This is a genomic window from Shimia marina, from assembly GCF_001458175.1.
GTDB lineage: Bacteria > Pseudomonadota > Alphaproteobacteria > Rhodobacterales > Rhodobacteraceae > Shimia > Shimia marina.
This window is the reverse complement of sequence record NZ_CYPW01000006.1, coordinates 638,521-662,981: the sequence shown is the minus strand read 5'-3', so window position 1 is coordinate 662,981 and position 24,461 is coordinate 638,521. Positions and strand designations below refer to the sequence as shown.

Here is a 24,461-nt window from a genome sequence, read left to right as displayed (position 1 = left end):
TGTCCTTGACCTTCTTGTATCCCCAAAGGCTCCGGACCAAAGAGGTATCACGTGACCCTTAAGACCGCGTTGAAATGGGCCTCCCACGTCGGAGGGCACACAGGCTTGCGCAGATCAGGATCCGTTGACCCTGCGGCGGGATCCGCCGCGACCAGAGACCAAACGATTGTTTCCCATGAATAAACATCTGAAACGCTTGCGTAAATGGGATAATCCGCAAGAACTTCCTGCATAACCGGAAGGTTATCGGAAACCACCGGAATCCCCAGTGCAGCGGCCTCCAGCGGGGGCAAACCAAAACCTTCCGCGCGACTGGGAAACAAAAGCCCCTGTGATCCGGCCAGCGTCGCCGCCAACGCCGAATCACTAAGCTCATTGAATTCCAAAACAAATTTCCCGCGCAACGGGGTGTTGTCCAACCGATCCAACACCCGCTGGCTTTCCCATCCACGTCGCCCACAGATCACCAGACGGGGCATCTTCTCCGGGTCTGCGCTGCGCGCCATCTGCTCCCAGAGCGTGAGCAGAAAAGGGATATTCTTGCGCGGCTCAATCGTACCAATGCAGACAAAGTAAGGCGCCGCGATTTCCAACCCCTGCGCATTGTCCACAAAATCGAAAAAGTCTGCCTCCAAGCCAAGATGCGCCACCGTGATCGGCGGCACCGGCCCCAGCTTGGCCATATGTTTGCGAATGCCAGCCGCAGAGGTCTCTGAATTGGTCAGGATCTGATCCGCCTGAGCACTGCACCGCCGCAGGATCGCGGCCAGCTTATCCACAGCCTCAGGCGTCTGGTAATGCGGATGGTCCAGCGGGATGGTGTCATGCAAAAACACCGACACGCGCGCCTCAGGCACGGATTTCACCGCCGCAAGCACACGATCTGTCAGCTGGGTCTGATCCACATTGATATAGGCCACCCCCGCGGGCAGGTGCCGCCGCAAGATATGCTTTAAAAACCGAGGACGCGCACGGGCGATTGCATGGCGTCGCACCAGTGTGTCTGTGACCTGTCGCCGATCTCCCGCACCGTGGCGCAGTCGGGAGAGGAGATCCGGTGCAGGCCAGGGTGCCTCCCCCTCCAGACAGGCCAGCACCGCCTGCATGCCCTTGCGATCAAGCAGGATATAGCCCAGCCACGTGCGCACCAGACCAAAGCAGGGCAGCTCATCGGCCACAATCGCGCGCAGATAGGCGAGACAGACCCGATCCACGCCAGAGGGGCGGCGTCCCTGCAAAGCAAGGACGCGGGTCATTTCCAACAGACGGGCCGTTGGGGGATTTTCGGTAAGGGCGTCGGGCCTACTTGTCGTAGTGCCCGTTCTGATGCCACTTCCATGCATCGGCAATCATCAGGTCCATAGTTGAGCGCTTTGGCTCCCACCCTAACTCTTTACTCGCCCGTGTCGAGCCTGAGACCAGTTTGGTGCAATCACCGGGCCGACGCTCGCCCTCATTATAGGGCACCTCACGGTTGGTAACCGCGCGGGACTGATCAATCACTTCGCGCACAGAGAAACCGGTGCCGGTGCCGAGATTGAAAATCCGGCTGCCACCACCATTCAGTAGGCGCTCCAGCCCCAACACATGTGCATCCACCAGATCGCAGACATGCACATAGTCGCGAATACAGGTGCCATCAGGCGTGTCGTAATCCGTGCCAAAAATGGTCAGCGCATCACGTTTGCCATCAATTGCATCCAGCATCAGCGGGATCAGATGGGTTTCCGGCCGGTGGAACTCGCCCACCTCTGCGTCTGGATCTCCGCCCGCCACATTGAAGTAGCGGAAGATCACCGACTGCAGGCCGCTTGCCCCTTCAAAATCGCGCAGCATATCCTCAATCGCCCGTTTGGACGCGCCATAGGCGTTGATCGGCAGCTGTTCGACCTCTTCATCAAGGGTCACATTGTCATGGTCGCCATAGGTGGCACAGGTGGAGGAAAACACAAAATTGCGCACCCCCGCATCCACCGTCGCTTCGATCAGGTTGAGTGAGCCACCCACATTGTTGAGCCAGTATTTGCCCGGCTCTTTCATGCTTTCACCCACCTGCGACAAGGCCGCAAAATGCATCACGGCGATGGGATCATATTTGGCAAAGACCTCATCCAGGCGGGCGCGATCGAGCAGATCGCCTTTCTCAAACGGGCCAAATTTGACCGCATCTTCCCAGCCCGTGACAAGGTTATCATAGGTAACCGGCACAAACCCGGCCTTGGCCAGCGCCTTGCAGGCATGCGAGCCAATATAGCCAGCGCCGCCGGTGACAATCACGTGTTGCACGTTGGTCTCTCCTAATGGGTTGCGTCTGGCGCTTATTCAGCGGCCCGTCGCGAGGCGACCAGCTCTTCAAGATAGGTGGACAGCTCATCACGCAGCTCATCACGCGCCAGGCCAAAGGCCACGGTCGCCTGCAGGAAGCCCGCTTTGGAGCCGCAATCATACCGCTGCCCTTGGAAGCGATAGCCATATACGCCATGCTCTTTGGCAATCTCGGTCGCAATCGCATCGGTCAGCTGAATTTCACCGCCTGCGCCTTCGCGCTGATCCGCGAGATTCTGGAAGATCTCCGGCGTCAGGATGTAACGGCCAATTACCGCCAGATTGGAGGGCGCCTCGCCTGCGGGTGGCTTCTCGACCATACCCTTTACCGAGACCAACGCGCCCATGTCTTCCTGCACATCCAGCACCCCGTAAGATGAGGCCTTCTCATGCGGCACTTCCATCGCTGCGACCATGCAGCCGCCAGTGTCCTGATAGGCATCCACCATCTGCTTCAGACAGCCGGGTTCACCGGCGATCACGTCATCCGGTAGAATCACCGCAAAAGGCTCATCCGCCACCAGACGGCTGGCACAGGCCACAGCATGGCCAAGCCCAAGCGCCCGGTGTTGACGGATATAAGCAATGGTGCCGCTTTCCATGTTGGTGGCTTCCAGCTCTTCCAACAGGGCCGTCTTACCCTTTTCGCGCAATGTCTGCTCAAGCTGAGGCGCGTGATCGAAGTAATCCTCCAGCGCGCTTTTGCCCCGCGACGTGACAAAAATAAACTCGGTGATCCCGGCCTCCCGGGCCTCATCAATCGCGTATTGGATCAACGGGCGATCCACCAATGTCATGATTTCCTTCGGCACCGATTTGGTGGCAGGCAAGAACCTTGTTCCCATCCCAGCAACCGGAAAAATGGCTTTGGTCACCTTTCGTTGCATGCGCAGCTCTCTTTCAATTTTTTCAACGCTTGTACCATCAACTTACAAAGAATGAAGGCAAATACTCTAAATCAAATTCACACTAGCGCGATACCATGATCGCTTTTCAAATACCACATGCGCTGGATGAAGAATTTGACAAGACTGCACATTCTCCATCCTTGCTGGGCATTCCCTAGGCAAACTTCCGCTGCATTGATCAGTTGAAGGCATTGGAAATCGCGAACAGTGATCCAACCAGTGCGATCACAGCTTGCGCCGGTTTGACCGCAGATTCACTGGCCACCACGATATCGCCGGGCTGAATCTCAAATTTGCTTGCGCCAAACAAGCTGTCAGCCTGCGTCAGGTCGAGCGCAAAGATCACATGCGACTGCTTGGGGCCAGTCCCATCGCTGCGAATCGCGTCCTGATCATAGCGCCGCAGAACGAACACCCCCTGCGGGTTCGCCCTTTGAGGATCCAATCCACCAAGCTGAGCCACAGCTTCGGTTGCCGTGATGGTCTCTTCATTGAAGTAGACCTGCTGTTCCTGCAACGTGGCGCCAAACGCGATGTAATAGCGCTCGTCCTCTTCGACGATAATCTGATCACCGCCGTTAACGATCACATTTTTCTTTGGGTCCTTCAGAAGGCTATCGAGCGGTATTTCATAAGACTTCCCATTGCGCTGCAGCCGCACCAGCGGGTTTTCCACACTGTCCTGAACGCCACCGACCTGCGCAATCACCGACAGAATCGACACATTCCGATCCGTCAGCTGCAAACGCCCCGGCTGGGCCACGCCTGTGACCACATCAACGGAGTTCTGAGGGCCGCTAGTCACGTCAATCTGCACCTGAGCAGAGGGCGCAATCGGCGACAATTGGCCCTGAATTTTCTCACGGGCCTGATAGGGCGTCAGCCCGGCCACCATGATGTCATTCACGTAAGGCACAAAAATCGTCCCGGCATCGGTCACCTCAACAGGGCGCAGCGGCACCGACCGATCCGTCGGACCCAGCAAAAGCGAGTTGTCCTGATTGTCCCACACCGTCAGCGTGACCTGATCACCGGGTTTGATCAGCCGGCTCTGAGGACCGGGCGTGCGCGCGAACCAGTGGTAATGCCCATGCCAGCCAGACTTCGGCCATTTGGAAATCTGTGCCACAGAGGCCCGCGTGACCGGCTGCACCATAATATCTTCGGGGACTTTCTGATCACCCACAATCTCAGAGGCAATCGGCCCACCGCGCGGCAAAGAGCAGGCCGCAACGCTCGCAAGTGCAAGCACTGCTACTATCCAAGTCAATCGAACCCGCATGTCAAATCTGCCTCATTGGTGTAATTAAGTTTGTAGTTGCGCGCACCCGGCATCAGCAACTGTCCCCCAAAAATTTCTTCCGGGACCGTGCACAATTAACCACATGACGGCCCCAAACTGTGTTAAATTTCAAAAATCGACTATAAAACACTCAATCACATTATAAAAATACGCAGGACCCTGCACCACGTTAACCAACATCTACGTTTTCTATACCAAGAACTGGAAAGCATTTAAAAACTGATTTTAATAGAATTGTGCCTGCGCTAACATATGCCCAGATGACCGTGCTCATGAACTGAGCATTCTTCGATTTCACTGTTAGGTCTCCTGGGCAAGAATGCCCGTTGTTTTAGAGCGCAGATAGTAACTGGTTTTGCCATTCCGGCGTTGTCTGGGTGAGAAAAGATTATGTTTTACAAATTATTAACTACGCTCTCTCATGAGCGCAAAGCTCTTGTCCTGCTGACTGTTGATCTGATGATGATCGCAGTCGCGCTCTTCTTGTCTCTCGGCCTCTCCAACGAATCGCACAGCTTCCTCACAGCCCTGTGGTATCTGCCCCCACTTCTTCTGGTGGCGGGCGGTGTGATCCATCTTCTGGGTCTCAATCGCATCAAACTGAACACCTACGGGATGGACGATATCACCAGCACGTTCATGGTGGCGGTGGCCTTTGTTCTGACAGGCCTCGCGCTTGGCGTGCTGTTGGGCGCACAGCAGATGCAGGCCTATACGCTGGTGCAAGCTGGCGGTCTGTTCATGCTGCTGTCCATCGCCAGCCGGATCGTGATGCTCAAAATCGTCCAGCGCACCTATGCCAAACAGGTGATGCGCCGCCGCGTTCTTATCTATGGGGCCGGACAGACTGGTCAGCAGTTGGCCGCCGCCCTGCAAACCGACGATGAATTTGCCGTCGCCTGCTTTGCAGATGATGATACCAATCTGCAAAAGCTCACCATTCTGGGGCTGCGCGTGCATTCCCCCAACAAAATTCCCATGCTGGTGCGCCGCATTGGCATTGAGCGCATCATTCTGGCGATGCCTTCGGCGGATCAATCCGTACGGATGCGACTGGCCAAACGGCTGTCTGGCCTGGGCTGTGAAGTGCTGGCCCTGCCCTCCTTTGCCGACATTGTGCTGCGCGGTGAAGAATCCACCGCTGCTGCCCCCGTGGCGCTCAACAGCCTGCTGGGCCGGGATGCCGTGAAAGACGAGCTGCCGGAAACGAAATCGACCTACCATGGCCGTCGCATTCTGGTGACCGGTGCAGGTGGCTCAATCGGGGGCGAGCTCTGCCGTCAGCTGGCGCGCTGCAAACCGGCGGAACTGGTGTTGCTCGATCACAGCGAATTTGCACTCTATCAGGTCTCCAAATCCCTGCGCGAAAGCCATCCCAACACGAAATTCTCTTCGGTTCTGGGCTCTGTGGAACACCCGGAACTCGTAGCAGACGCGCTGACCACCTATGACATCGACGTTGTGTTTCATGCCGCCGCCTACAAACATGTCGGCCTTGTGCAGGAAAACATGTTCGAAGGCGTGCGTAACAATGTGATCGGCACACGCGTGGTTGCCGAAGAGGCCCGCCGCGCCGGGGTAGAGCGTTTTATTCTGGTCTCCACCGACAAGGCCGTGCGCCCCACCTCCATGATGGGCAGCTCCAAACGTCTGGCAGAACTCTTGATTCAGGATCTCGCCACACGCTCGGAACACACCAAGTTCTCCATGGTGCGCTTTGGCAATGTGCTGGGCTCCTCAGGCTCTGTCATTCCTCTGTTTCAACAGCAGATCCGCGAAATGGGGCCTGTGACGGTGACCAACAAGGACGTCACCCGCTATTTTATGACCGTGGATGAGGCGGTGCGCCTTGTGCTGCTGGCCGGTACGTTTTCTCGTGGCGGCGACGTGTTTGTGTTGGATATGGGCCAGCCGGTGTCCATCTATGCCATGGCGCGCAAAATGATCGAAGCCGCCGGACACAGCGTGCGTGATGAGCAAAATCCAAACGGTGATATTGCCATTGTCTTCACCGGCCTGAAGGAAGGCGAGAAAATGCATGAAGAACTGCTGATTGGCAGTGACATGCTGACCACGCCCCACCCCAAAATCATGCGCGCACAGGAAAACCAGATCTCACGCCTTGCCGTCGCAGGTGCGCTTCAGGATCTGCGCCGCGCCATCGACACCCGCGATGAAGAGCTGCTCAACGCAACCCTGACACGCTGTATCGCGGCGGATGCAGTCTCCTATCCTGATGTCAATAAACCGACACTCAGCGTGGTGGGCGAAGGTTAACCCCCGCCCATCCGTGCCCGTCTGTCGGTGGGTCAGATCACACTGCGTAGTAATCCCGATACCAGGCCACAAATCTGGCCACGCCCTCTTCGACCGGTGTCTGAGGGATGGTGCCGGTCAACTGTTCCAGCAGCTGCGCATCCGCCCATGTGGCAGGCACATCGCCGGGCTGCATATCCATGAAGTTCTTCTCAGCTTCTTGGCCCAAGGCGCTCTCAATGGCTTTCACAAAGGCCATCAACTGCACCGGTTGGCCATTGCCGATATTCACCACGCGCCAGGGCGCAACAGGACTCAGACTGTCACCGGTCCGCACCTCATCCCGCGCCTCTGATGCCTCCGGCACCGCCGCAATCAAATTCACAATCCCCGTCACCAGATCATCAATATAGGTGAAATCCCGGCTCATATCGCCGTGATTGTAGATGTCGATCGGGCTGCCTTCCAAAATCGCCTTGGTGAATTTGAACAACGCCATATCCGGACGCCCCCAAGGGCCATAGACCGTGAAGAAACGGAACATGGTGGTCGGCAGGTGATAGAGATGCGCATAGGAATGCGCCATGACCTCATTGGCCTTTTTGGTCGCGGCATAAAAGGACATTTGACTGTCGGCCTTATGAACTTCCGCATAGGGCATCTCCGTGTTGGCCCCGTAAGCCGAGCTGGTGGAGGCCAGCAGCATATGCTGCGGCGGATAGGCGCGTGCGGCCTCCAGCAATTCAAAGGTGCCCACCAGATTGGCCTCAACATAGGAACGCGGCGCATCAATGGAATACCGCACCCCGGCCTGCGCTGCCAAATGGATCACCACATCCGGTCTGTGCTCCGCAAAAAGCGCCATCAGCACGCCCTCGCCCTCAAGCCGGTCTTCCACAGCCGTGAACCCTACGTGTTGTTTCAGAATGCTGTGGCGTCGCTCTTTCAGAGTGACATCATAGTAGTCGGTCATCGCATCCAGACCGACCACACGCCAGCCCTCCTGCAACAGCCGCTGTGCGGTGTGAAATCCAATGAACCCGGCGGTGCCTGTCACCAAGGCGGTGCGCTGCTCTTGTGTCATTGCCTTTGACCTTCCTGTTTCGTGACGCGCCCAGCCATTTCTGGCGCAGTTTCCGTCAGCAATCTCTGTGCTCTGATACGCACGACTTCCTGCTTCAGACGTGCGGAAAACCCGCTGAGGCGGAACAGTTTCTGACGCCGTTCTGAGCGCCCAAACAGCCCGCCAATCTGCACCCAATAGCCTTTTGGGTGAAAGCGCACAGTATGAAAAAGCGCTGTGCGCGAAAAAATGAAAACGGAAGGCCGCTGCCCCTGCGCGACAGCCTGCGCCGCCGCTGCCAGAAGCGCGCGTCGCCGCCAATAGCGCCCGGCGATGATCACCTGAGCCCCCGATTTGGCAGCAAAAGGGCGCAATGCCTCTGGAGACGGGCTAATCACGGGCATCTGCCCCGCCATGCGGGCCTGACCTTCCGCAAAGCCCTGATCCAGACCGCGCAGCAGCCGCCTCACATCACCGGGCATCATCTGGCCGGCCACCATATGGGTTAACAGGCGCCGCCGCTGCCCCTCCCGAAACCGCGACCAGACCGTTTCCACCTGTGCCGCGTCGCAATGTTTGCCCAAAAACACCGCCATGCTCGCGGCAATTTCGGAAAGATCACGCGGCACCCGCGCCTCTGTGCGCCAGCGATTGGCGGAGAACCCGTGGTGCACCTCTGCCAGAGGCGCGATGGCGGTTTTATAACCGGCCTGCGCCAGCCGCAGATTGAGATCCGTCTCGTCCAAATAATAATGCAGCGCCGGATCAAACCCGCCCAGCGCCGCCAAAACCGACCGGCGCACCGCCATATTGGTGCCCTCTGTTTTGATCCCCCGCCCGCCTTCCGGCGTCAGCACCACCGCATCTGGCCCGGTAATATCCAGCGGCGTCGTCTGGCCGCGCCCGTCCACAGTTTGGGCGCGCCATTGAAAGCTGATGCCATTGCGCCCGCGCACAAACCCACCTACTGCCGCCACATCCGCACGGGCAAATGGCGCCATAAGATGCTGCAACCAGCCCGTCTCCGGCACCGCATCGTCATCCAGAAAGGCGACAATCTCGCCAGCGGCCAAGGCAATGCCACGGTTGCGCGCCGAAGAGATATTGGCCAACTCATAGGGCGCAACTTTGATCTGGTCCGCAAAGGACAAGGCAGACAGCGCGGCCTGCCCTTCCTGATCGGTGACAACCACCACTTCAAACGCAGGGTAAGACAGCTGCGACACCCCCACCAGCGCACGCTGCAAGGCGTCCGGCCGTCCCCGACTCACCACCACCACACTGACCGTGAGATGTGCGAGTGGGGGCGGTGTCATGGAGTGCCCATCTCCGCCATCATGGCCTCAATACGTGGCACATCCTCAGGGTTGTTGAGCTCCCAGAACTGACGCCCACGCGCCTCGACCTCAACACAGAGCACCTGTCGCCCGTGCTCCATGAACCGCAGCTGTTCCAGCCCTTCAAGCTGTTCCAGTGGCCCAGCCTTCCAGCCCGCATAAGCGCCCAGCGCCGCAGGGCGATAGGCATAGACACCCACGTGGTGAAACACGGGGGTGTCATCGTCATCCGCATAGGTTTCAGAGGTGAAAGGCACCACCTCTTTGGAGAAATAAAGCGCGTGATGCGCGGTGGTAAACACGGCCGTGGTGCCGCCCACACGCCCGGCCTTGCGGTCCTCCAGAAAGCCGTTCAGCGCGCGGCCATCACAGCGCAGCACCGGCGTGGCCACCTCTGCAGCAGTGTCCTGACGCAGGCCGCTCACCAGATCTTCGACAAACCAGGCCGGGGTCAGAGGCGCGTCGCCCTGAAGATTGACAACGATGTCATAGCCGCCGCCCAGAACATCAAAGGCCTCGGCACAGCGTTCGGTGCCATTGGCGCATTCTGGCGAGGTCATCACCACCTCTGCGCCAAAGGCTTCGCAGGCTGTCTTGATGCGATCATCATCCGTGGCCACAACCACCCGGTCCACGCCCGAAACGGCACAGGCCGCTTCCCAGCTGCGTTGCACAAGGCTTTTCACATCGCCGCTGGCGCCTTTCAAGGTGGCCAGAGGTTTGCCCGGATAACGGGACGAGGCATAACGGGCCGGGATGACGATCAGGACAGACATCAAGCTTCTTTCAGGTCCACTTTTGGCGCATAGGCGATGAAGAACGGGTTGGCGAAGTCTTCTTTGCCATAGACCAGCGGGCTGTGATCATCAAAACGGACCACCTGACCACCGGCGCCAAGCAACACAGCATGACCCGCAGCAGTGTCCCACTCCATGGTGCGGCCCACACGCGGATAGATATCCGCTTCGCCGGTCGCCACGAGACAGAACTTCAGGGAGCTGCCTGCGCTCTTCATGTCTTTGACGTTGTATTTGTTGATGTAGTCATCGGTGGCCTGATCGCGGTGAGATTTTGAGGCCACCACAAACAGCGCAGCATTGTCGCTGTCGGCCACATTGATCGGCGTGATGGTGCCCACTTTCTTAGGGTCAAACATCCCGGTTTCCTCAACCGCCTGACCGTTTTCCTGTGTGAAGAACATGCGGTTGCGCGCCGGAGCATAGACCACACCGCGCTGCGGCACACCATTTTGCACATAAGCGATGTTCACGGTGAAATCGCCACGGCGGTGGATGAATTCTTTGGTGCCATCCAGCGGATCCACGATCAGGAAGGTGTCACCTTTGGCTTTGTGGCTGTCGGACTGTTCCTCAGTCACCAGCATCACATCCGGAAAGGCCGCCCGAAGACCGGCAGAGATCAGCGCATCCGCCGCTTCATCTGCTGCTGTCACCGGGCTGTCATCGCTTTTGACTTTGACGTCAAAGTCATCTGCTTCGTAAATTTCCATGATCTTCTCGCCGGCCAAAATTGCCAGCTCACGCATAACGGGGATCAGTGTTGTATAATCCAAATCATTTCTCCAAATGACGTTTGTTGTCTAACAGGGACGCGCCCCTTATGATGACTGCGTAAGGGAACAGCAAGATTTCCATGCCATGGATTGAGCATAGATACGTAGATTAGGCAATGTTTCAGCAAACCGCTCCAAAAACGACTCTTGCTTCGGCGCTCAACATCTTCGAGTTGGTCTACCACTCGATTGTGCGGAGCGTGCGTAAGTCCCATGGCAATGCGCTGATGTCGATTGTCATGAACATGCTGCAATCCATCGTCTTTGTGATGGCCTTTTATGTCATGTTCAGCGTGCTGGGCCTGCGCGGGGCGGCCTTGCGGGGCGATTTCATGATTTACATCATGTCCGGCGTCTTTCTCTTCATGACCCACACCAAAACGATGGGAGCCGTGGTTGGCGCAGAGGGACCCTCCTCCCCGATGATGAAACACGCGCCGATGAACACGATCATCGCCATCCTGTCTGCCGCGCTGGGAACACTCTATATTCAGGTCCTGTCGCTGTTTGCCATTCTGTTCATCTACCATGTGGCCTTTACGCCCTTTGTGATCGACCAACCGATGGCGACCTTTGGCATGATTCTCGTGGCCTGGTTCACCGGTCTGGCCATCGGCACGGTCTTTCTGGCGCTCAAACCCTGGTTTCCGACCTTTGTGCAAATCGCCAACACGGTCTATTCACGCGCCAATATGATTGCCTCGGGCAAAATGTTTGTCGCCAACACCCTGCCGCCCTTCATGCTGGCGATGTTTGACTGGAACCCGCTGTTTCACGCCATCGATCAGGCGCGCGGCTTTGCCTTCATCAACTATGTGCCGCGCAACTCTTCTGTTACCTATCCCATTGTTCTGGGGATTGTGCTCTTGATGATTGGCCTGATGGGTGAGTTTTACACCCGCAAACACGCCTCCCTCAGCTGGAGTGCCCGCCGGTGATCCGGATCATCATTGCGCTCTGCCTTTGGCCACTGTCGCTTTGGGCAGACCCGCTGCCCGCGCTCTATGACGTCGTCGGTGTGGAGGTCGATGATACGCTCAACATCCGCCGCCTTCCCAATGCCAGTGCCGCACAGATTGGCGCCCTGCCCAATGATGCACGTGACATCGAAGTGACCGCACAAAATGACGGCGGCACATGGGCGCGCATCAACATCGGGGAGGGACATGGCTGGGTCTCTGCACGCTACCTCACACGCAGCGCAAACCCGGGCAAAGCCCTGCACTGCTTTGGCACGGAGCCCTTTTGGTCTGCAAAGCTCAGCGAAGGTCAGCCGCTCCGCTACACCTCTCCGGACGAGCAATACCGGACCTCAGATTTGGGGAAACGCATTCGCAGCGCGAACCTCACCGACCGCTTCGCCCTGCAATTCGGTCCAACCCTTGCCATGATCAAACGGGCGGAATGCTCTGATGGCATGTCAGACCGCCTGTTTGGCCTGGAGGCGGATCTGCTTCTGAACAGAGATGGCACACCTGCGCTGCTGTCAGGCTGTTGCAGCATCGTCCCCTGAAACCCTCCAAAAGATCGCCGCAACAGTAACTGACCTCAGCTCGGCTCCACCACTCTGAGCGTGATGTTGATCCGGCCGCCCTCTGGCAGAAGAGATGACGATTTGAAGCGGATCCGGTCCACCCCGTGGTAGGCCAGCCGCGCCGCGCCGCCCATCACCACCACATCCCCGGAGTTGAGCCAAACCGACTGCGTCTTGCCGCCGCGCGCAGCCCCTCCCATGCGGAACAGACCATCATCCCCCAGCGAGACCGAGAGAACCGGATAAGAAAAATCCCCCTCATCTCGATCCTGATGCAGCCCCATACGCGCGCCCTCGCCGTAAAAATTGATCAGACAACAATCCGGCTGTCGCGCAAGCCCCGTGAGTTCCTGCCAGAGGCTCAAAATCCGCGCCGGGATCGGGGGCCAACCCATGCCATCAGGATGGTGCGGCTCATAGCGATAGCCCCGCCGGTCGCTGATCCAGCCAAGACGCCCGGCGCTGGTCATTTTCACGCTCATCTGCTTGCCACTGCGAGTCACGGGATGTCGCATTGGCGCGACCTGCGCCACCGCGCGCAGATCCGCCACCCAGGCGCGCTGATCCGCACCGCTCAGACAGTCTTTGAAGATCTCAAAACCCGCAATTTTTAACGCTTCCGTCAGTTTCCCGGCCCCTATCAATAAAATGCCTCATAAAATGTAGCGAATCCGCCACAATCCCCCAACCGAGAAGCTTGCAGGCTTTTTTCATGCTCCCTATATACGCTTCGAAGCGCATTTCAGCTCACCGCTGATGTGCCAATGGATCGAGGCGTGGGCGCCATAACGGGTCCGGCCTTGAATTATCGCCTTAAGTAGAAGGGATCAAAAATGAGCAAAGTGATTGGTATCGATCTCGGTACAACCAACTCCTGTGTTGCCATCATGGATGGCTCTCAGCCAAAAGTCATCGAAAACGCCGAAGGCGCGCGCACCACGCCGTCCATCGTCGCATTCACGGATGACGAGCGCCTCGTGGGCCAGCCGGCAAAACGCCAGGCCGTCACCAACCCGGAAAACACCGTTTTTGGTGTGAAGCGCCTGATCGGTCGTCGTCGCGATGACGCGGCTCTGGCCAAAGACCTGAAGAACATGCCGTTCTCTGTTGTGAACGGCGGCAATGGCGACGCATGGGTCGAAGCCAAGGGCGAGAAATACTCCCCATCCCAGATCTCCGCTTTCATCCTCGGCAAGATGAAAGAAACCGCTGAGAGCTACCTCGGCGAAGACGTGACACAGGCTGTGATCACCGTTCCTGCGTATTTCAACGACGCACAACGTCAGGCCACCAAAGACGCGGGTAAGATCGCGGGCCTCGAAGTGCTGCGCATCATCAACGAACCAACCGCAGCCGCACTGGCCTATGGTCTGGACAAAGAAGACACCCAAACCATCGCGGTCTATGACCTCGGCGGCGGCACCTTCGACGTGACCATCCTGGAAATCGACGACGGCCTGTTCGAAGTGAAATCCACCAACGGTGACACCTTCCTCGGTGGTGAAGACTTCGACATGCGCATCGTGAACTACCTCGCGGATGAGTTCAAAAAAGAGCACAACGTCGACCTGACCAAAGACAAGATGGCGCTGCAGCGTCTGAAAGAAGCGGCAGAGAAAGCCAAGATCGAGCTGTCCTCCTCTTCTCAGACCGAGATCAACCAGCCGTTTATCTCCATGGATCCGGCCACCGGCACCCCGCTGCACATGGTCATCAAACTGACCCGCGCGAAGCTGGAAAGCCTGGTGAACGACCTGATCAAAGCCTCGCTGAAGCCTTGTGCCGCTGCGCTGAAAGACGCGGGCCTGTCCGCCAACGAGATCGACGAAGTTGTTCTCGTGGGTGGTATGACCCGTATGCCGAAGGTGATCGCAGAGGTGACCAAATTCTTCGGCAAGGAGCCACACAAAGGTGTGAACCCTGACGAAGTTGTGGCCATGGGTGCCGCCATTCAGGCCGGTGTTCTGCAAGGCGACGTGAAAGACGTTGTTCTGCTGGACGTGACCCCACTGTCTCTGGGTATCGAAACCCTCGGCGGCGTGTTCACCCGTCTGATCGACCGCAACACCACCATCCCAACCAAGAAGTCTCAGATCTTCTCCACAGCCGAAGACAACCAGAACGCTGTGACGATCCGTGTCTTCCAGGGTGAGCGTGAGATGGCGGCGGACAACAAGATCCTCGGTCAGTTCAACCTCGAAGATATCCCACCGGCGCCACGCGGCATGCCACAGATCGAAGTGACCTTTGACATCGACGCCAACGGCATCGTGTCTGTGGGCGCGGCGGACAAAGGCACCGGCAAAGAGCAAAAGATCACCATCCAAGCCTCCGGTGGTCTGTCTGATGCGGACATCGACAAGATGGTTCAGGACGCCGAAGAGAACGCGGAGGCCGATAAAGAGCGTCGCGAGCTGATCGAAGCGCGCAACCAGGCCGAAAGCCTCGTGCATGACACCGAAAAACAGGTGGCAGAGCACGGCGAGAAAGTGGATCCATCCACTGTTGAGGCGATCGAGCTGGCCGTGGCCGCCCTGAAAGACGATCTGGAAAAAGACGACGCCACAGCTGAAAAGCTGAAGTCCGGCATCCAGAACGTTATGGAAGTGGCGATGCGTCTGGGCGAAGCGATCTACAAAGCCAGCCAGGATGAGGCCGGTGGCGCAGACATGCCTGACATGGACGAAGGTCCGGCCGCTGACGATGATATCGTTGACGCCGACTTCGAAGATCTGGACGACAACAAGCGCTGATCACAGCGCTCCCGGACATGAAAATCGGGCCGGTCCGCTTTCCGGATCGGCCCTTTTCATTCCGACCAAAGGAGTAACCCATGGCAAAACGTGACTTCTACGAGGTGCTTGACGTCAGCAAAGGGGCTTCGGCGGACGAAATCAAAAAAGCCTATCGCAAGAAGGCCAAAGAGCTGCACCCCGACCGCAACGCGGACAACCCCGAAGCAGAGGGCCAGTTCAAAGAGGCCAACGAAGCTTATGAAATCCTCAAGGATGCGGAGAAAAAAGCGGCCTATGACCGTTTTGGACACGCGGCCTTTGAGGGCGGTATGGGCGGCGGTGGCCCGCGCGGTGGTCATCCCGGTCAGGGTGATTTTGCCTCTGCGTTTTCCGATGTCTTTGATGACCTGTTTGGCGACTTCATGGGCGGCGGTGGCCGCGCAGGAGGCGGTCGTCAACGTGCCTCTCGCGGGGCTGACCTGCGCTACAACCTGCGTGTGACGCTGGAAGAAGCGTTCTCCGGCATGCAGAAAACCATCAATGTCCCCACCTCCGTCGGCTGCGACAGCTGTGATGGATCCGGGGCCGAAGGTGGGGCCGAGCCCACAACCTGCCCAACCTGTTCGGGCATGGGCAAGGTGCGCGCGCAGCAGGGCTTTTTCACGGTGGAACGCACCTGTCCGACCTGTTCGGGCCTTGGTCAGATCATCAAAAACCCCTGTAAGAAATGTGGCGGTCAGGGCCGGATCGAAAAAGATCGCGCCCTCTCGGTGAACATTCCCGCCGGTGTGGAAACCGGCACCCGCATCCGACTCGCTGGCGAAGGCGAAGCGGGCATGCGCGGTGGCCCATCCGGTGATCTCTACATCTTCATCGAAGTCAGCCCGCATAAGATCTTTGAGCGTGACGGTGTGAACCTCTACTGCCGCGTGCCCGTCTCCATGGCGAGCGCCGCGCTTGGCGGGGACATCGAAGTGCCCACCATCGACGGGGGCCGTTCCCGCGTGAAGATCCCTGCAGGCTCACAATCTGGCCGCCAGATGCGCCTGCGCTCCAAGGGCATGCCCGCCCTGCGCGGCGGTGGACAAGGTGACATGATGATCGAACTGGCGGTGGAAACCCCGGTCAATCTCACCAGTCGTCAGAAAGAGATCCTGCGCGAGTTCGAAGATCTGTCTGAGGAAAACAACCCTGAAAGCAGCAGCTTCTTCAGCTCTGTCAAAGGCTTCTGGGACAGCATGAAGGGGTAATACCCCACATCCGATCACCACCCAAAAGCGCCCCACGTGGGCGCTTTTTCATTGGGCACGCCAGTTCCCGTGAAATCTAGAAAGCATGGATCGGCACCTCTCTGTCCCAATCGATAAAAGGCATTAAAGCCCGCATCTGCTCAACCACTTTGATATTCGCCTGCAGTATTGCGATGGCTTCTTCTCGCGACAGATGATCATCAAACCCCCGCAGGTTTCGAATAAATCCAATACCCACCAACGCATCACTCTCCGCATCTTTAAGATCGGCACTCGGCCACCATCCAATAACCTGTGAAATAAAGGTCACCTCCGTACGATCCCAATCCATCAGGTCAAAGATGTAATGCGGGGGGTCTTCGGCGTGTTCGACAACAAAATTGATCCAGCTTTGAAACTCTTCAAAGGAGATCGCCCCTGCCGTTAAAGCAGTGCTCGCAAGACCAATATCCGCACTGTCGTTCTTAGTTAGACTAAATTTCATCGGTCCGGCTCAGGTAAGCTGATATCTGAGAAGAGTGTTTGCAACACGTAGGCTGCCACGCAGTTTCCTTTACCGGCGGGGCGTGAATATCGCCTCCTGAGCCGGTAGAGAGGAGCGCGCCTGGCGCTCTTCTCAACTTTTACAGACCCGATGTGTCTCATTTAGTTCGGGATCGGCGCCAGCGTGAACATCGCTCGCAGAATTTCACCCGGCTGAATGCCCGGCATGGTGGCGCCAAAGATCTTCTGCATCACGCCCTGTGCGTAGAGCTGGGAAAGAATCGCGTCGACCAGAAGGCGGAAATCTGTATCTCCACGCGCCATAGCCAGCCCATGCTGTTCGATACTCAAAAGGTTTTGGCCCAGTCGCAGATTCTGTTGTTCTGGACTGCTCAGCCACAGACCGGCCAGAATGGATTGATCCGCAAAATAGGCATCCAGCTCTCCACTTTCCATCGCCTTCATGGCGGAAACGTGATCTTCAAAACGCACCACCTCCGCAAGAATCGCAGCGGCGGTCAGCGTCGCGGACAGCGCGGCTTCCGTGGTTGTGCCAGTGCGCACGCCCAGTTTCTTGCCAGCCAGATCCGCAAAGCTCTCAGATCCGTTCAACGGCAGCAGCACAGAGGTGCCATCGGCAAACACAGGAATGGAAAAATCCACCAGGTTGCGCCGCGCCAGTGTGATGGTGGCGGCCCCACACAAAAGGTCAATTTCTCCCTTGGCCACTTTCTCGAAACGATCTTCGGTCGTGACCGGCACAAATTCCACATCGAGATTTTCGATCTGCAAAATCTGCACAATCCCCTGTGCCACTTCAACACAGACATTGGGTGTATATCCGTTCGGGCTCCCATCCTCTGTGGCAAAGGACAGCGGCGCCGCATCCGTGCGATATCCCAGTTTGAGAATTCCGGTCTCCTTGATCCGGTCAATCGTCTGCGCCCCAGCGGCGCTGGCAATCAAAACACCGGCCAAAAGGGCGGTCATGAAAGACTTCATACTGTGTCCTGTCAAAAACATAAGAATTTGCGCAACCATCCCAGCTTCGCACATCCGCCACAAGGTACTTTTCTCAACAGTTGCGTCACATGCTCTCACAGGGGCGTTGAAAGACGTAACGACCAACAAAAATTATCGTTTGGTGTCGCTACAAAAGCTATTCAAAACTTGGAAACGTTAACGCGAAACACACCTCCGTGTTACCGACGCGATACCGCCCGGATACCGACGTGCCATTTCCGGAAAATATCCCTGATCTTAACTTTTCCGCACACGGATTAACCTTTCGTTCATGATTTTTAAGCAGGCTTAACAAATGATCAAAGCCCGCGACGTTGAGGAAGGCCGGCTTCCGCTGTTTGAGGCGGATGAGGCCCCTGTCGCACCACTCACATCTGGCAAGGTGCCTTCCTATCTTGCTGATCATCGTAAGCGCCTGCGTGCCCGGTTTCTTTCTGGTGGCGCGCAGGCGCTTCCTGATTACGAAATGCTAGAATTGCTGCTGTTTCGGGCCATTCCGCGCCAAGACGTCAAACCCTTGGCCCATAAACTTCTGGAAACATTTGGAGATTTCAACGCGGTGATCAGCGCGCCCATGACACGCCTCACTGCGATCAAGGGCGTGGGGGAGGCCGTTGTCTGTGAGTTGAAGATTGTCGAAGCCGCCGCTCACAGGCTGGCCCGCGCCAAAGTCATAAACCGGCGCATTCTGTCTGACTGGGACAGCCTGCTGACCTACTGCCACACCACCATGTCACACCGCGACACAGAACAGTTCAGGGTTTTGTTTCTAGACACAAAAAACACTCTGATCGCAGATGAAGAACAGGCGCGCGGGACGGTAAACCACGTGCCTGTCTACCCCAGAGAGGTGGCCAAACGCGCGCTCGAACTCAATGCCAGCGCCCTGATCATCGTCCACAATCACCCCTCCGGTGATCCGACCCCGTCAGAGGCAGACATTGCCATGACGCATCAGATCAACGCGGCCTGCCATGCCCTCTCGTTGACACTGCATGACCATATAATCATTGGAAAATCTCGCGAGCTGAGCTTTAAGGCCGAGGGCCTGCTGTAGCTCACCGCACCCAAATCTCCACCCGCCGGTTCACCTGCCGCCCCCAAGCCGTATCATCACAGGCCATCGGCATTGCCTCCCCAAAAGCATGCACCTGAATATCGATCCGCTCTGGATTGGCGGTTTCCGCCGCGGCCAAAACCGCCGACTTCACAGCCTCCGCCCGGCGCAGGGCAATTTTATGATTGGTTTCCGCCGGGCCATCTCCATCGGAAAACCCAACAAAATAAAGGGTGCGCGCATCATAAATGCCCCCCTCGAACGCCCGAGCCAATTGTTGAACATTGGAGCGGGATTGCGCATCCAGTCGGCTCGAACCGGTTTGGAAACGGAATGAAGTGGACAGACGCTTCATTCCAGACAGCGTCGTGGTCAAACTCTGTAGGGTTTCAAGCGGTACCTCTTCGCCTGCGCTGGAAATGGCATTGGCAAAACGATCCCCCTGTAGGTTGATCGCAATCTCTTCGGCTGTTTGATCCACAAATCCCGCCCGCCGGATCACAATCTGTGCAGAAGCACTGCGGGTATATGCCAGAAAATCGCGCGCAATCTTTGGCAACCTCCGCGCTGGAAAATATAGAAACATCGGAGCGTTAAGCGGATAGTCCTCTGTTTTGATCGTCCGACGCGACGCCGCCAGAGAGAACCCACAGCTGCCTGCCAGCGTCAAATGTTTGGCGTTGCCCGTATCGGCATAAGAGGCAATCCCAATCGCAAAGGGATCCCGCTCCACAGCTGCAACCAGTGCATCATTGCGCCCATGACGCAGCACCGTCTCAACCGTGGTCAGATTGGCACGCTTCATCAACTGATCTTCGACCGCCTGGGCAAAGCCAGACTGTGTGTCCATCATATGCAGGGTGATTGGGGCATCCACGCCGCCAAGCGCCTGCCAGTTCTGAATTTTTCCTGCGAACACTTCGGCAAGCTGCTGCAGCGAGATCGCTGAAACCGGGTGTCCCGCCGATACAATCGGCACCATCCCATCAAGCGCCAGAACCCGGCTTCTGTTGGCATCGGACATATCACCTAGCCCAGCCTCATATCCCAACTCAGATTCCTTCGGGCGAATTTCGCGCAGGGACATGACGATATCAGCTTCATCCGCCAGTAAGTCAGCAAACCCTTCGTCCGCATTGCTAGCATGAAAATGAAACCGGGCCAGGACCTGACCATCTTTACCGGAAAGCACATATGTGAAACGCTGAAGGCTCTCTGGCTCTCTCTGGACAACATAACCTTCATTGCGTGCAAAAGCTTCCAGCAACGCCGGGAGCAAGATGTCGGCCATCGTGGCGGAGCCTGAAATAGACACATCGGCGACAAAATTCAAAAGACTGGGACAACCTGGCCCCTCACACAAAACACCTGAGCCATCTACGGTAAGCTCTCCGTAAACCGTTTCAACACGATAGAACTCACCGTCAAACCCAAGCAGGGTACCGGAAATTTCCACTTCACCATCATGCGATTTGAGAAGCACATCCTGCGCCATCGCTGAGGGCACGCCAAACAAAAGGAAAAGTGCGGCGAATACCGCCGCACGAAGCTGAAACATCTGAGTGTCCTGACCGCCGGTTATTTTTGCGCGATTGTCAGGTCTTCTACGAGGTTTTTCAACAGCAGAAATTCACCAACCGCATCGCAATCTGGCATCTGCATGCGCAACTCGCGGGGCGCGCGCAGATTGCCCTGATGCAAAGTCATGCTGGACAGCGCCATATCCTGTCCGCAGTTGCCCTGTGTGACTTCGGTTTCAATGCTGATCGCAATATCACCCCGGGCATTCGCAAGCCCGGTGGGAAACGTATAGACCTCTGCCTGTGCTGCTGACAGCATGCCAACCGCCTCAAAGCGCATCAAGAAGCCACCCGTCCCTCCTGCAAGCGCACTGAGGTCACGCGGTGCCTCCCGCCAGACATGACCAAGCTCACCGTAGTCAGCCCCAAATTCACGCGCATGCAGCTCTGGGCCACGCGCTCCCTGCCATTGCAGCACCACCCTGTCGTAAAACGGCAGAGACTCCACATCAGCAGAGGCAAATGCACCATCACCATTCGGATAAGAAACTGAAAAATTAGCCGTTTCTGACAGCGCGGGTACCATCAGCTGCAAAGAGCCATCCTGGGGTGTCTCAACATGAAACCGCAGGCCCGCATGTTCGATCAACGCCAGTTCCCCGCCGTGACAGGGTGCAAGCGCCGTGAGCGCCACCAATGCACCAGCGGTTGTCTCCGTCTGCAGCGAGACAGTGCAACCAAGGCGCGGCGTGTGCTCTTCTGCTGGCAAAAACCCACCCGGCTTATCATCAGCGACGGCAACCAATACCGGTCTGCTAGGCAGTGAGGCGCCATGACCACGCTCCTTTGGCATGATAGGCAGCGTGCTGACGCCTCCCAAAACCGGCACATTCATGTCCTGTGGCAAGCGTAAAGGCGTTCTGCCTGAACCCGGGGCTTCAGCCTCCTCTTCTACCAGAATAGCAGCTTCGCTGGTTTGCATGGCAAAGCCGATGCAAATTGCGGCAGAGGATGTGGCGAAAGCCAAGGCATATCTGCGGTATGCGTTTCGTAGATCCTTCATCGTTTCTCCTTGCCCCACGCACGGCTCTTTCATGGCAAGGTCCCAAAGAAAAAGGGCGCCGATAAGGCACCCTTTGGATCATTCTCTGTTCGTTTCGGGCTGCACTCAGGCGAGTTTGCCATGACAGTGTTTGAACTTCTTGCCTGATCCGCAAGGGCAGGCTTCGTTGCGCCCCGGGTTGCCCCAAGTGCTCGGATCGTTCTCATCAAACCCTTCGCGCGCTTCGCCAACAGGCGCCGCAACTTCCTGTGCGGGCGCAGTGGCCTGCATGGACTCCATTTGCGCTTGTTGACGTTGGGCCATTTCCAGTGCGAGCTGTTTTTGCTCATCTTCAGAAATCGGACGCACACGTGACAAAGTTGTGGTCACATCGATCCGCAGGCTGTCGAGCATGCTTTCAAAAAGCTGGAAGGATTCGTTTTTATATTCATTGAGCGGATCGCGCTGCGCATAGCCACGGAACCCCACCACAGAGCGCAGATGCTCCAGCGTCAGAAGGTGCTCCCGCCACTTGCTGTCAATCGTCTGCAGAAGAACCTGCTTTTCGATCATGCGCATGGCATCTGGGCCAAAGCTTGTGGCCTTGGCCGCCATCATTTCATCGGCAGCTTTTTCAAGCCGTTCCCGCACGCTGTCGTCGTCAGCCCCTTCTTCTGCGGCCCATTCGATGACTGGCACATCAATGCTCAGATGCTCGATCACAGCCGCATAAAGGCCTTCTGTGTCCCACTGATCCGCATAGGTTTTGGGCGGCAGGTGACGCTCCACCAGCTCATCAATCACGTCATGGCGCATATCCTGCACAATGTCGGAAAGATCTGCTGCTTCCATGATGTCGCGACGCTGAGAAAAGACCACTTTACGCTGCTCATTCATCACATCGTCAAACTTCAGAAGCTGTTTGCGGATGTCGAAGTTGCGCCCCTCGACTTTCGCCTGCGCGCGTTCCAGAGATTTGTTCACCCATGGGTGCACAATCGCTTCCCCCTCTTTCATGCCAAGAGAGGAGAGCACTTTGTCCAGACGGTCAGACCCAAAAATGCGCATCAAATCATCTTCAAGGCTCAGGAAAAAGGAGGAGCGACCAGGATCCCCCTGACGACCGGAGCGGCCCCGGAGCTGGTTGTCAATCCGGCGGCTTTCATGACGCTCTGTAGCCAAAACAAACAAACCGCCAGCCTGTTTTACAGCCTCTTCGTCATCTTTGTGCTGCGCTTCGATCTGCGCACGGATCGCCGCGTGATCACCTTCAGGCGCTGCTGCGATGGCCTCCAGCACCTTGAATTCAACATTGCCGCCAAGCTTAATGTCCGTCCCGCGCCCGGCCATGTTGGTGGCAATAGTCACCGCGCCAAGTTTTCCGGCATCCGCAACAATCTGCGCTTCCTGTTCGTGCTGGCGCGCGTTCAGGACGTTGTGTGTCACACCCGCCTTGTCCAACAGCCCAGACAGGAATTCGGACTTCTCAATCGAGGTTGTCCCCACAAGGATCGGCTGGCCTTTGGCATGCGCCTCTTTGATGGTTTCGACGATAGCGTCAAACTTTTCACGCGCCGTGCGGTACACCGCATCATCTTCGTCGATTCGCGCAACACCACGGTTGGTTGGTACTTCAACCACACCTAGGCCATAGATTTCCTGAAATTCTTCAGCCTCAGTTGCGGCCGTCCCTGTCATGCCACCCAGCTTGTCATAGAGGCGGAAGTAATTCTGGAACGTAACCTGCGCCAGCGTCACATTCTCCGGCTGAATCTGACAGCCTTCCTTGGCTTCGATGGCCTGATGCAAACCATCAGACAAGCGCCGGCCGGCCATCATACGGCCGGTAAATTCATCGATCAGAACAATCTGGCCGTCACGCACAATGTAGTCTTTATCCCGTGTGAACAGCTTATGCGCCCGCAGGCCTTGGTTCACGTGATGCACAATTGTCGTGCTTTCAGGATCATACAGGCTCTGTTCACCTTCCAGCAGACCACGGGCTTTCAAGTGCTCTTCAAGAAACTCGTTACCCTCATCGGTGAAAGTCACATTGCGGCTCTTTTCATCAAGCGAATAGTGATCGTCCTGCACATCCGGGATCAGCTTATCAATCGCAACGTAAAGGTCTGTACGATCCTGAGACGGGCCGGAAATGATCAAAGGCGTCCGGGCTTCGTCGATCAGGATACTGTCCACCTCATCCACAATCGCAAAATTGTGGTCGCGTTGGGCCATATCCTTGAGTTCGCCCTTCATATTGTCACGCAGATAATCAAACCCAAGCTCATTGTTGGTCGCATAGGTCACATCACAGGCATAGGCCGCGCGTTTCTCATCTTCGGGCTGCTGTGGGTAAACAACACCGGTTGTCATCCCAAGCGCCGCAAACACATTGCTCATCCACTCGGCGTCACGACGCGCCAGATAGTCATTGACGGTGACCACATGCACACCCTTGCCGGTCAGCGCATTGAGGTAGGCCGGGAAGGTCGCAACAAGCGTTTTGCCTTCGCCGGTCTTCATTTCAGAGATATTGCCCTGATGCAGGAAGATGCCACCCATCAACTGCACATCAAAAGCCCGCAATCCCAACGCACGCTTGGCAGCTTCGCGGCAATTGGCAAAAGCTTCCGGCAAAAGCGCATCAAGAGACTCACCGCCCTTTGCGCGCTCAGCAAGCTCTTGCGTCTTGGTTTTGATGTCTTCGTCTGAGAGCTTCTGAAACTCTGACTCCAGCGCATTGATTTTTTCAACGATCGGACGCGTCGCCTTGATCTTGCGATCGTTAGGCGTGCCAAAAACCTTTTTGGCGATTTTTCCGAAACCCAGCATATAACTTGTCCTTCGTTGACGCTTTCTTGCGAGGCTAATTCTTGCTGTCTCGGCCCAGTACTCCTAGAAACGAGAAAACAGCCTGTTTGCCTTGATCTCAAAGCGATGTAAGGGGCGTCAGGAACAGTGTCAACGCCGCCATAGGATGCGGCACAAGCCAAGGACAATTCGATGTCAAAACACCTCAATTTCTTGTGCGCAACTGCGGCTGCTCTTT

Annotated in this window: 20 protein-coding genes; 6 read left to right on the top strand and 14 right to left on the bottom strand. The window is 56.9% G+C overall.

Going from position 1 to position 24,461, the window contains the following annotated elements:
* Positions 1-47: 47 nt before the first annotated feature.
* From SHM7688_RS04975 to SHM7688_RS04960, 4 genes are all read right to left on the bottom strand, one after another.
* Positions 48-1,256 carry a glycosyltransferase family 4 protein gene (locus SHM7688_RS04975; RefSeq protein WP_058238863.1) on the bottom strand — a complete coding sequence of 403 codons (1,209 nt, stop codon included), beginning with the start codon at positions 1,254-1,256 and terminating at the stop codon, positions 48-50.
* A 46-nt stretch (positions 1,257-1,302) separates the two neighbouring features.
* On the bottom strand, positions 1,303-2,286 hold the full coding sequence (galE, locus tag SHM7688_RS04970) for a UDP-glucose 4-epimerase GalE (protein ID WP_058238862.1): 984 nt from the start codon (positions 2,284-2,286) through the stop codon (positions 1,303-1,305).
* Positions 2,287-2,318: 32 nt separating this feature from the next.
* The gene (galU, locus tag SHM7688_RS04965) at positions 2,319-3,212 is read right to left on the bottom strand and encodes a UTP--glucose-1-phosphate uridylyltransferase GalU (protein WP_058238861.1); all 894 of its coding nucleotides are present in this window, start codon (positions 3,210-3,212) and stop codon (positions 2,319-2,321) included.
* 199 nt (positions 3,213-3,411) lie between these two features.
* Positions 3,412-4,515 (bottom strand): polysaccharide biosynthesis/export family protein, encoded by a 1,104-nt coding sequence (locus SHM7688_RS04960; protein WP_083498925.1) that lies wholly within the window; start codon positions 4,513-4,515, stop codon positions 3,412-3,414.
* 411 nt (positions 4,516-4,926) lie between these two features.
* Between SHM7688_RS04960 and SHM7688_RS04955 the strand changes: the two genes are divergently transcribed.
* Positions 4,927-6,813, top strand: a complete 1,887-nt coding sequence (locus tag SHM7688_RS04955) for a polysaccharide biosynthesis protein (RefSeq protein ID WP_058238859.1) — start codon at positions 4,927-4,929, stop codon at positions 6,811-6,813.
* Between the two features lie 37 nt (positions 6,814-6,850).
* Here SHM7688_RS04955 and SHM7688_RS04950 read toward each other — a convergent pair whose 3' ends face one another.
* Genes SHM7688_RS04950 through cysQ form a run of 4 tightly spaced genes read right to left on the bottom strand, consistent with a single transcriptional unit; the run spans position 6,851 to position 10,765 of the window.
* Positions 6,851-7,876 carry an SDR family NAD(P)-dependent oxidoreductase gene (locus SHM7688_RS04950; RefSeq protein ID WP_058238858.1) on the bottom strand — a complete coding sequence of 342 codons (1,026 nt, stop codon included), beginning with the start codon at positions 7,874-7,876 and terminating at the stop codon, positions 6,851-6,853.
* Positions 7,873-9,171 carry a glycosyltransferase family 2 protein gene (locus SHM7688_RS04945; RefSeq protein WP_058238857.1) on the bottom strand — a complete coding sequence of 433 codons (1,299 nt, stop codon included), beginning with the start codon at positions 9,169-9,171 and terminating at the stop codon, positions 7,873-7,875. The genes SHM7688_RS04950 and SHM7688_RS04945 overlap by 4 nt, the downstream gene beginning before the upstream one ends.
* Positions 9,168-9,968, bottom strand: coding sequence for a 3-deoxy-manno-octulosonate cytidylyltransferase (locus SHM7688_RS04940; protein WP_058238856.1), 801 nt, complete (start codon positions 9,966-9,968; stop codon positions 9,168-9,170). Before SHM7688_RS04940 ends, SHM7688_RS04945 begins: the two co-directional genes overlap by 4 nt.
* A complete protein-coding gene (cysQ, locus tag SHM7688_RS04935; protein WP_058238855.1) occupies positions 9,968-10,765 on the bottom strand; it encodes a 3'(2'),5'-bisphosphate nucleotidase CysQ in 798 nt (265 codons plus the stop codon). The genes SHM7688_RS04940 and cysQ overlap by 1 nt, the downstream gene beginning before the upstream one ends.
* A 116-nt stretch (positions 10,766-10,881) precedes the next feature.
* Here cysQ and SHM7688_RS04930 point away from each other — a divergent pair, with 116 nt between their 5' ends.
* Positions 10,882-11,703 (top strand): ABC transporter permease, encoded by an 822-nt coding sequence (locus SHM7688_RS04930; protein WP_058238854.1) that lies wholly within the window; start codon positions 10,882-10,884, stop codon positions 11,701-11,703.
* Entirely contained in the window at positions 11,700-12,278 is a 579-nt protein-coding gene (locus SHM7688_RS04925) for a COG3650 family protein (protein ID WP_058238853.1), read from the top strand. Before SHM7688_RS04930 ends, SHM7688_RS04925 begins: the two co-directional genes overlap by 4 nt.
* Before the next feature lie 35 nt (positions 12,279-12,313).
* Here SHM7688_RS04925 and SHM7688_RS04920 read toward each other — a convergent pair whose 3' ends face one another.
* Positions 12,314-12,943: an alpha-ketoglutarate-dependent dioxygenase AlkB family protein gene (locus SHM7688_RS04920; RefSeq protein ID WP_223229150.1), complete on the bottom strand. Its 630-nt coding sequence runs from the start codon at positions 12,941-12,943 to the stop codon at positions 12,314-12,316.
* A 189-nt stretch (positions 12,944-13,132) separates the two neighbouring features.
* Between SHM7688_RS04920 and dnaK the strand changes: the two genes are divergently transcribed.
* Positions 13,133-15,052 carry a molecular chaperone DnaK gene (dnaK, locus tag SHM7688_RS04915; RefSeq protein ID WP_058238852.1) on the top strand — a complete coding sequence of 640 codons (1,920 nt, stop codon included), beginning with the start codon at positions 13,133-13,135 and terminating at the stop codon, positions 15,050-15,052.
* 80 nt (positions 15,053-15,132) lie between these two features.
* Entirely contained in the window at positions 15,133-16,284 is a 1,152-nt protein-coding gene (gene dnaJ / locus SHM7688_RS04910; RefSeq protein ID WP_058238851.1) for a molecular chaperone DnaJ, read from the top strand.
* A 76-nt stretch (positions 16,285-16,360) separates the two neighbouring features.
* On the opposite strand, the gene SHM7688_RS04905 is transcribed toward dnaJ, so the two are convergent.
* Positions 16,361-16,768: a hypothetical protein gene (locus tag SHM7688_RS04905; protein ID WP_058238850.1), complete on the bottom strand. Its 408-nt coding sequence runs from the start codon at positions 16,766-16,768 to the stop codon at positions 16,361-16,363.
* Positions 16,769-16,929: 161 nt separating this feature from the next.
* Positions 16,930-17,769 carry an amino acid ABC transporter substrate-binding protein gene (locus SHM7688_RS04900; protein WP_058239017.1) on the bottom strand — a complete coding sequence of 280 codons (840 nt, stop codon included), beginning with the start codon at positions 17,767-17,769 and terminating at the stop codon, positions 16,930-16,932.
* A 316-nt stretch (positions 17,770-18,085) separates the two neighbouring features.
* Between SHM7688_RS04900 and radC the strand changes: the two genes are divergently transcribed.
* Positions 18,086-18,847 carry a RadC family protein gene (gene radC / locus SHM7688_RS04895; RefSeq protein ID WP_058238849.1) on the top strand — a complete coding sequence of 254 codons (762 nt, stop codon included), beginning with the start codon at positions 18,086-18,088 and terminating at the stop codon, positions 18,845-18,847.
* Between the two features lies 1 nt (position 18,848).
* Here radC and SHM7688_RS04890 read toward each other — a convergent pair whose 3' ends face one another.
* The 3 genes from SHM7688_RS04890 to secA form a co-directional block, all read right to left on the bottom strand.
* Positions 18,849-20,405, bottom strand: coding sequence for a phosphate ABC transporter substrate-binding/OmpA family protein (locus tag SHM7688_RS04890; RefSeq protein ID WP_058238848.1), 1,557 nt, complete (start codon positions 20,403-20,405; stop codon positions 18,849-18,851).
* 20 nt (positions 20,406-20,425) lie between these two features.
* A complete protein-coding gene (locus SHM7688_RS04885; RefSeq protein ID WP_058238847.1) occupies positions 20,426-21,430 on the bottom strand; it encodes a hypothetical protein in 1,005 nt (334 codons plus the stop codon).
* 105 nt (positions 21,431-21,535) lie between these two features.
* Positions 21,536-24,244: a preprotein translocase subunit SecA gene (gene secA, locus SHM7688_RS04880; RefSeq protein WP_058238846.1), complete on the bottom strand. Its 2,709-nt coding sequence runs from the start codon at positions 24,242-24,244 to the stop codon at positions 21,536-21,538.
* Positions 24,245-24,461: the final 217 nt, after the last annotated feature.

What these genes read in the sequence shown, in the direction of transcription:
- SHM7688_RS04975 (WP_058238863.1), bottom strand. Translation starts at nt 1,256, where the DNA reads ATGACCCGCGTCCTTGCTTTGCAGGGACGCCGCCCCTCTGGCGTGGAT.
- galU (WP_058238861.1), bottom strand. Translation starts at nt 3,212, where the DNA reads ATGCAACGAAAGGTGACCAAAGCCATTTTTCCGGTTGCTGGGATGGGA.
- SHM7688_RS04960 (WP_083498925.1), bottom strand. Translation starts at nt 4,515, where the DNA reads ATGCGGGTTCGATTGACTTGGATAGTAGCAGTGCTTGCACTTGCGAGC.
- SHM7688_RS04955 (WP_058238859.1), top strand. Translation starts at nt 4,927, where the DNA reads ATGTTTTACAAATTATTAACTACGCTCTCTCATGAGCGCAAAGCTCTT.
- SHM7688_RS04950 (WP_058238858.1), bottom strand. Translation starts at nt 7,876, where the DNA reads ATGACACAAGAGCAGCGCACCGCCTTGGTGACAGGCACCGCCGGGTTC.
- SHM7688_RS04945 (WP_058238857.1), bottom strand. Translation starts at nt 9,171, where the DNA reads ATGACACCGCCCCCACTCGCACATCTCACGGTCAGTGTGGTGGTGGTG.
- SHM7688_RS04940 (WP_058238856.1), bottom strand. Translation starts at nt 9,968, where the DNA reads ATGTCTGTCCTGATCGTCATCCCGGCCCGTTATGCCTCGTCCCGTTAT.
- SHM7688_RS04930 (WP_058238854.1), top strand. Translation starts at nt 10,882, where the DNA reads ATGTTTCAGCAAACCGCTCCAAAAACGACTCTTGCTTCGGCGCTCAAC.
- dnaK (WP_058238852.1), top strand. Translation starts at nt 13,133, where the DNA reads ATGAGCAAAGTGATTGGTATCGATCTCGGTACAACCAACTCCTGTGTT.
- dnaJ (WP_058238851.1), top strand. Translation starts at nt 15,133, where the DNA reads ATGGCAAAACGTGACTTCTACGAGGTGCTTGACGTCAGCAAAGGGGCT.
- SHM7688_RS04905 (WP_058238850.1), bottom strand. Translation starts at nt 16,768, where the DNA reads ATGAAATTTAGTCTAACTAAGAACGACAGTGCGGATATTGGTCTTGCG.
- SHM7688_RS04900 (WP_058239017.1), bottom strand. Translation starts at nt 17,769, where the DNA reads ATGAAGTCTTTCATGACCGCCCTTTTGGCCGGTGTTTTGATTGCCAGC.
- radC (WP_058238849.1), top strand. Translation starts at nt 18,086, where the DNA reads ATGATCAAAGCCCGCGACGTTGAGGAAGGCCGGCTTCCGCTGTTTGAG.
- SHM7688_RS04890 (WP_058238848.1), bottom strand. Translation starts at nt 20,405, where the DNA reads ATGTTTCAGCTTCGTGCGGCGGTATTCGCCGCACTTTTCCTTTTGTTT.
- SHM7688_RS04885 (WP_058238847.1), bottom strand. Translation starts at nt 21,430, where the DNA reads ATGAAGGATCTACGAAACGCATACCGCAGATATGCCTTGGCTTTCGCC.
- secA (WP_058238846.1), bottom strand. Translation starts at nt 24,244, where the DNA reads ATGCTGGGTTTCGGAAAAATCGCCAAAAAGGTTTTTGGCACGCCTAAC.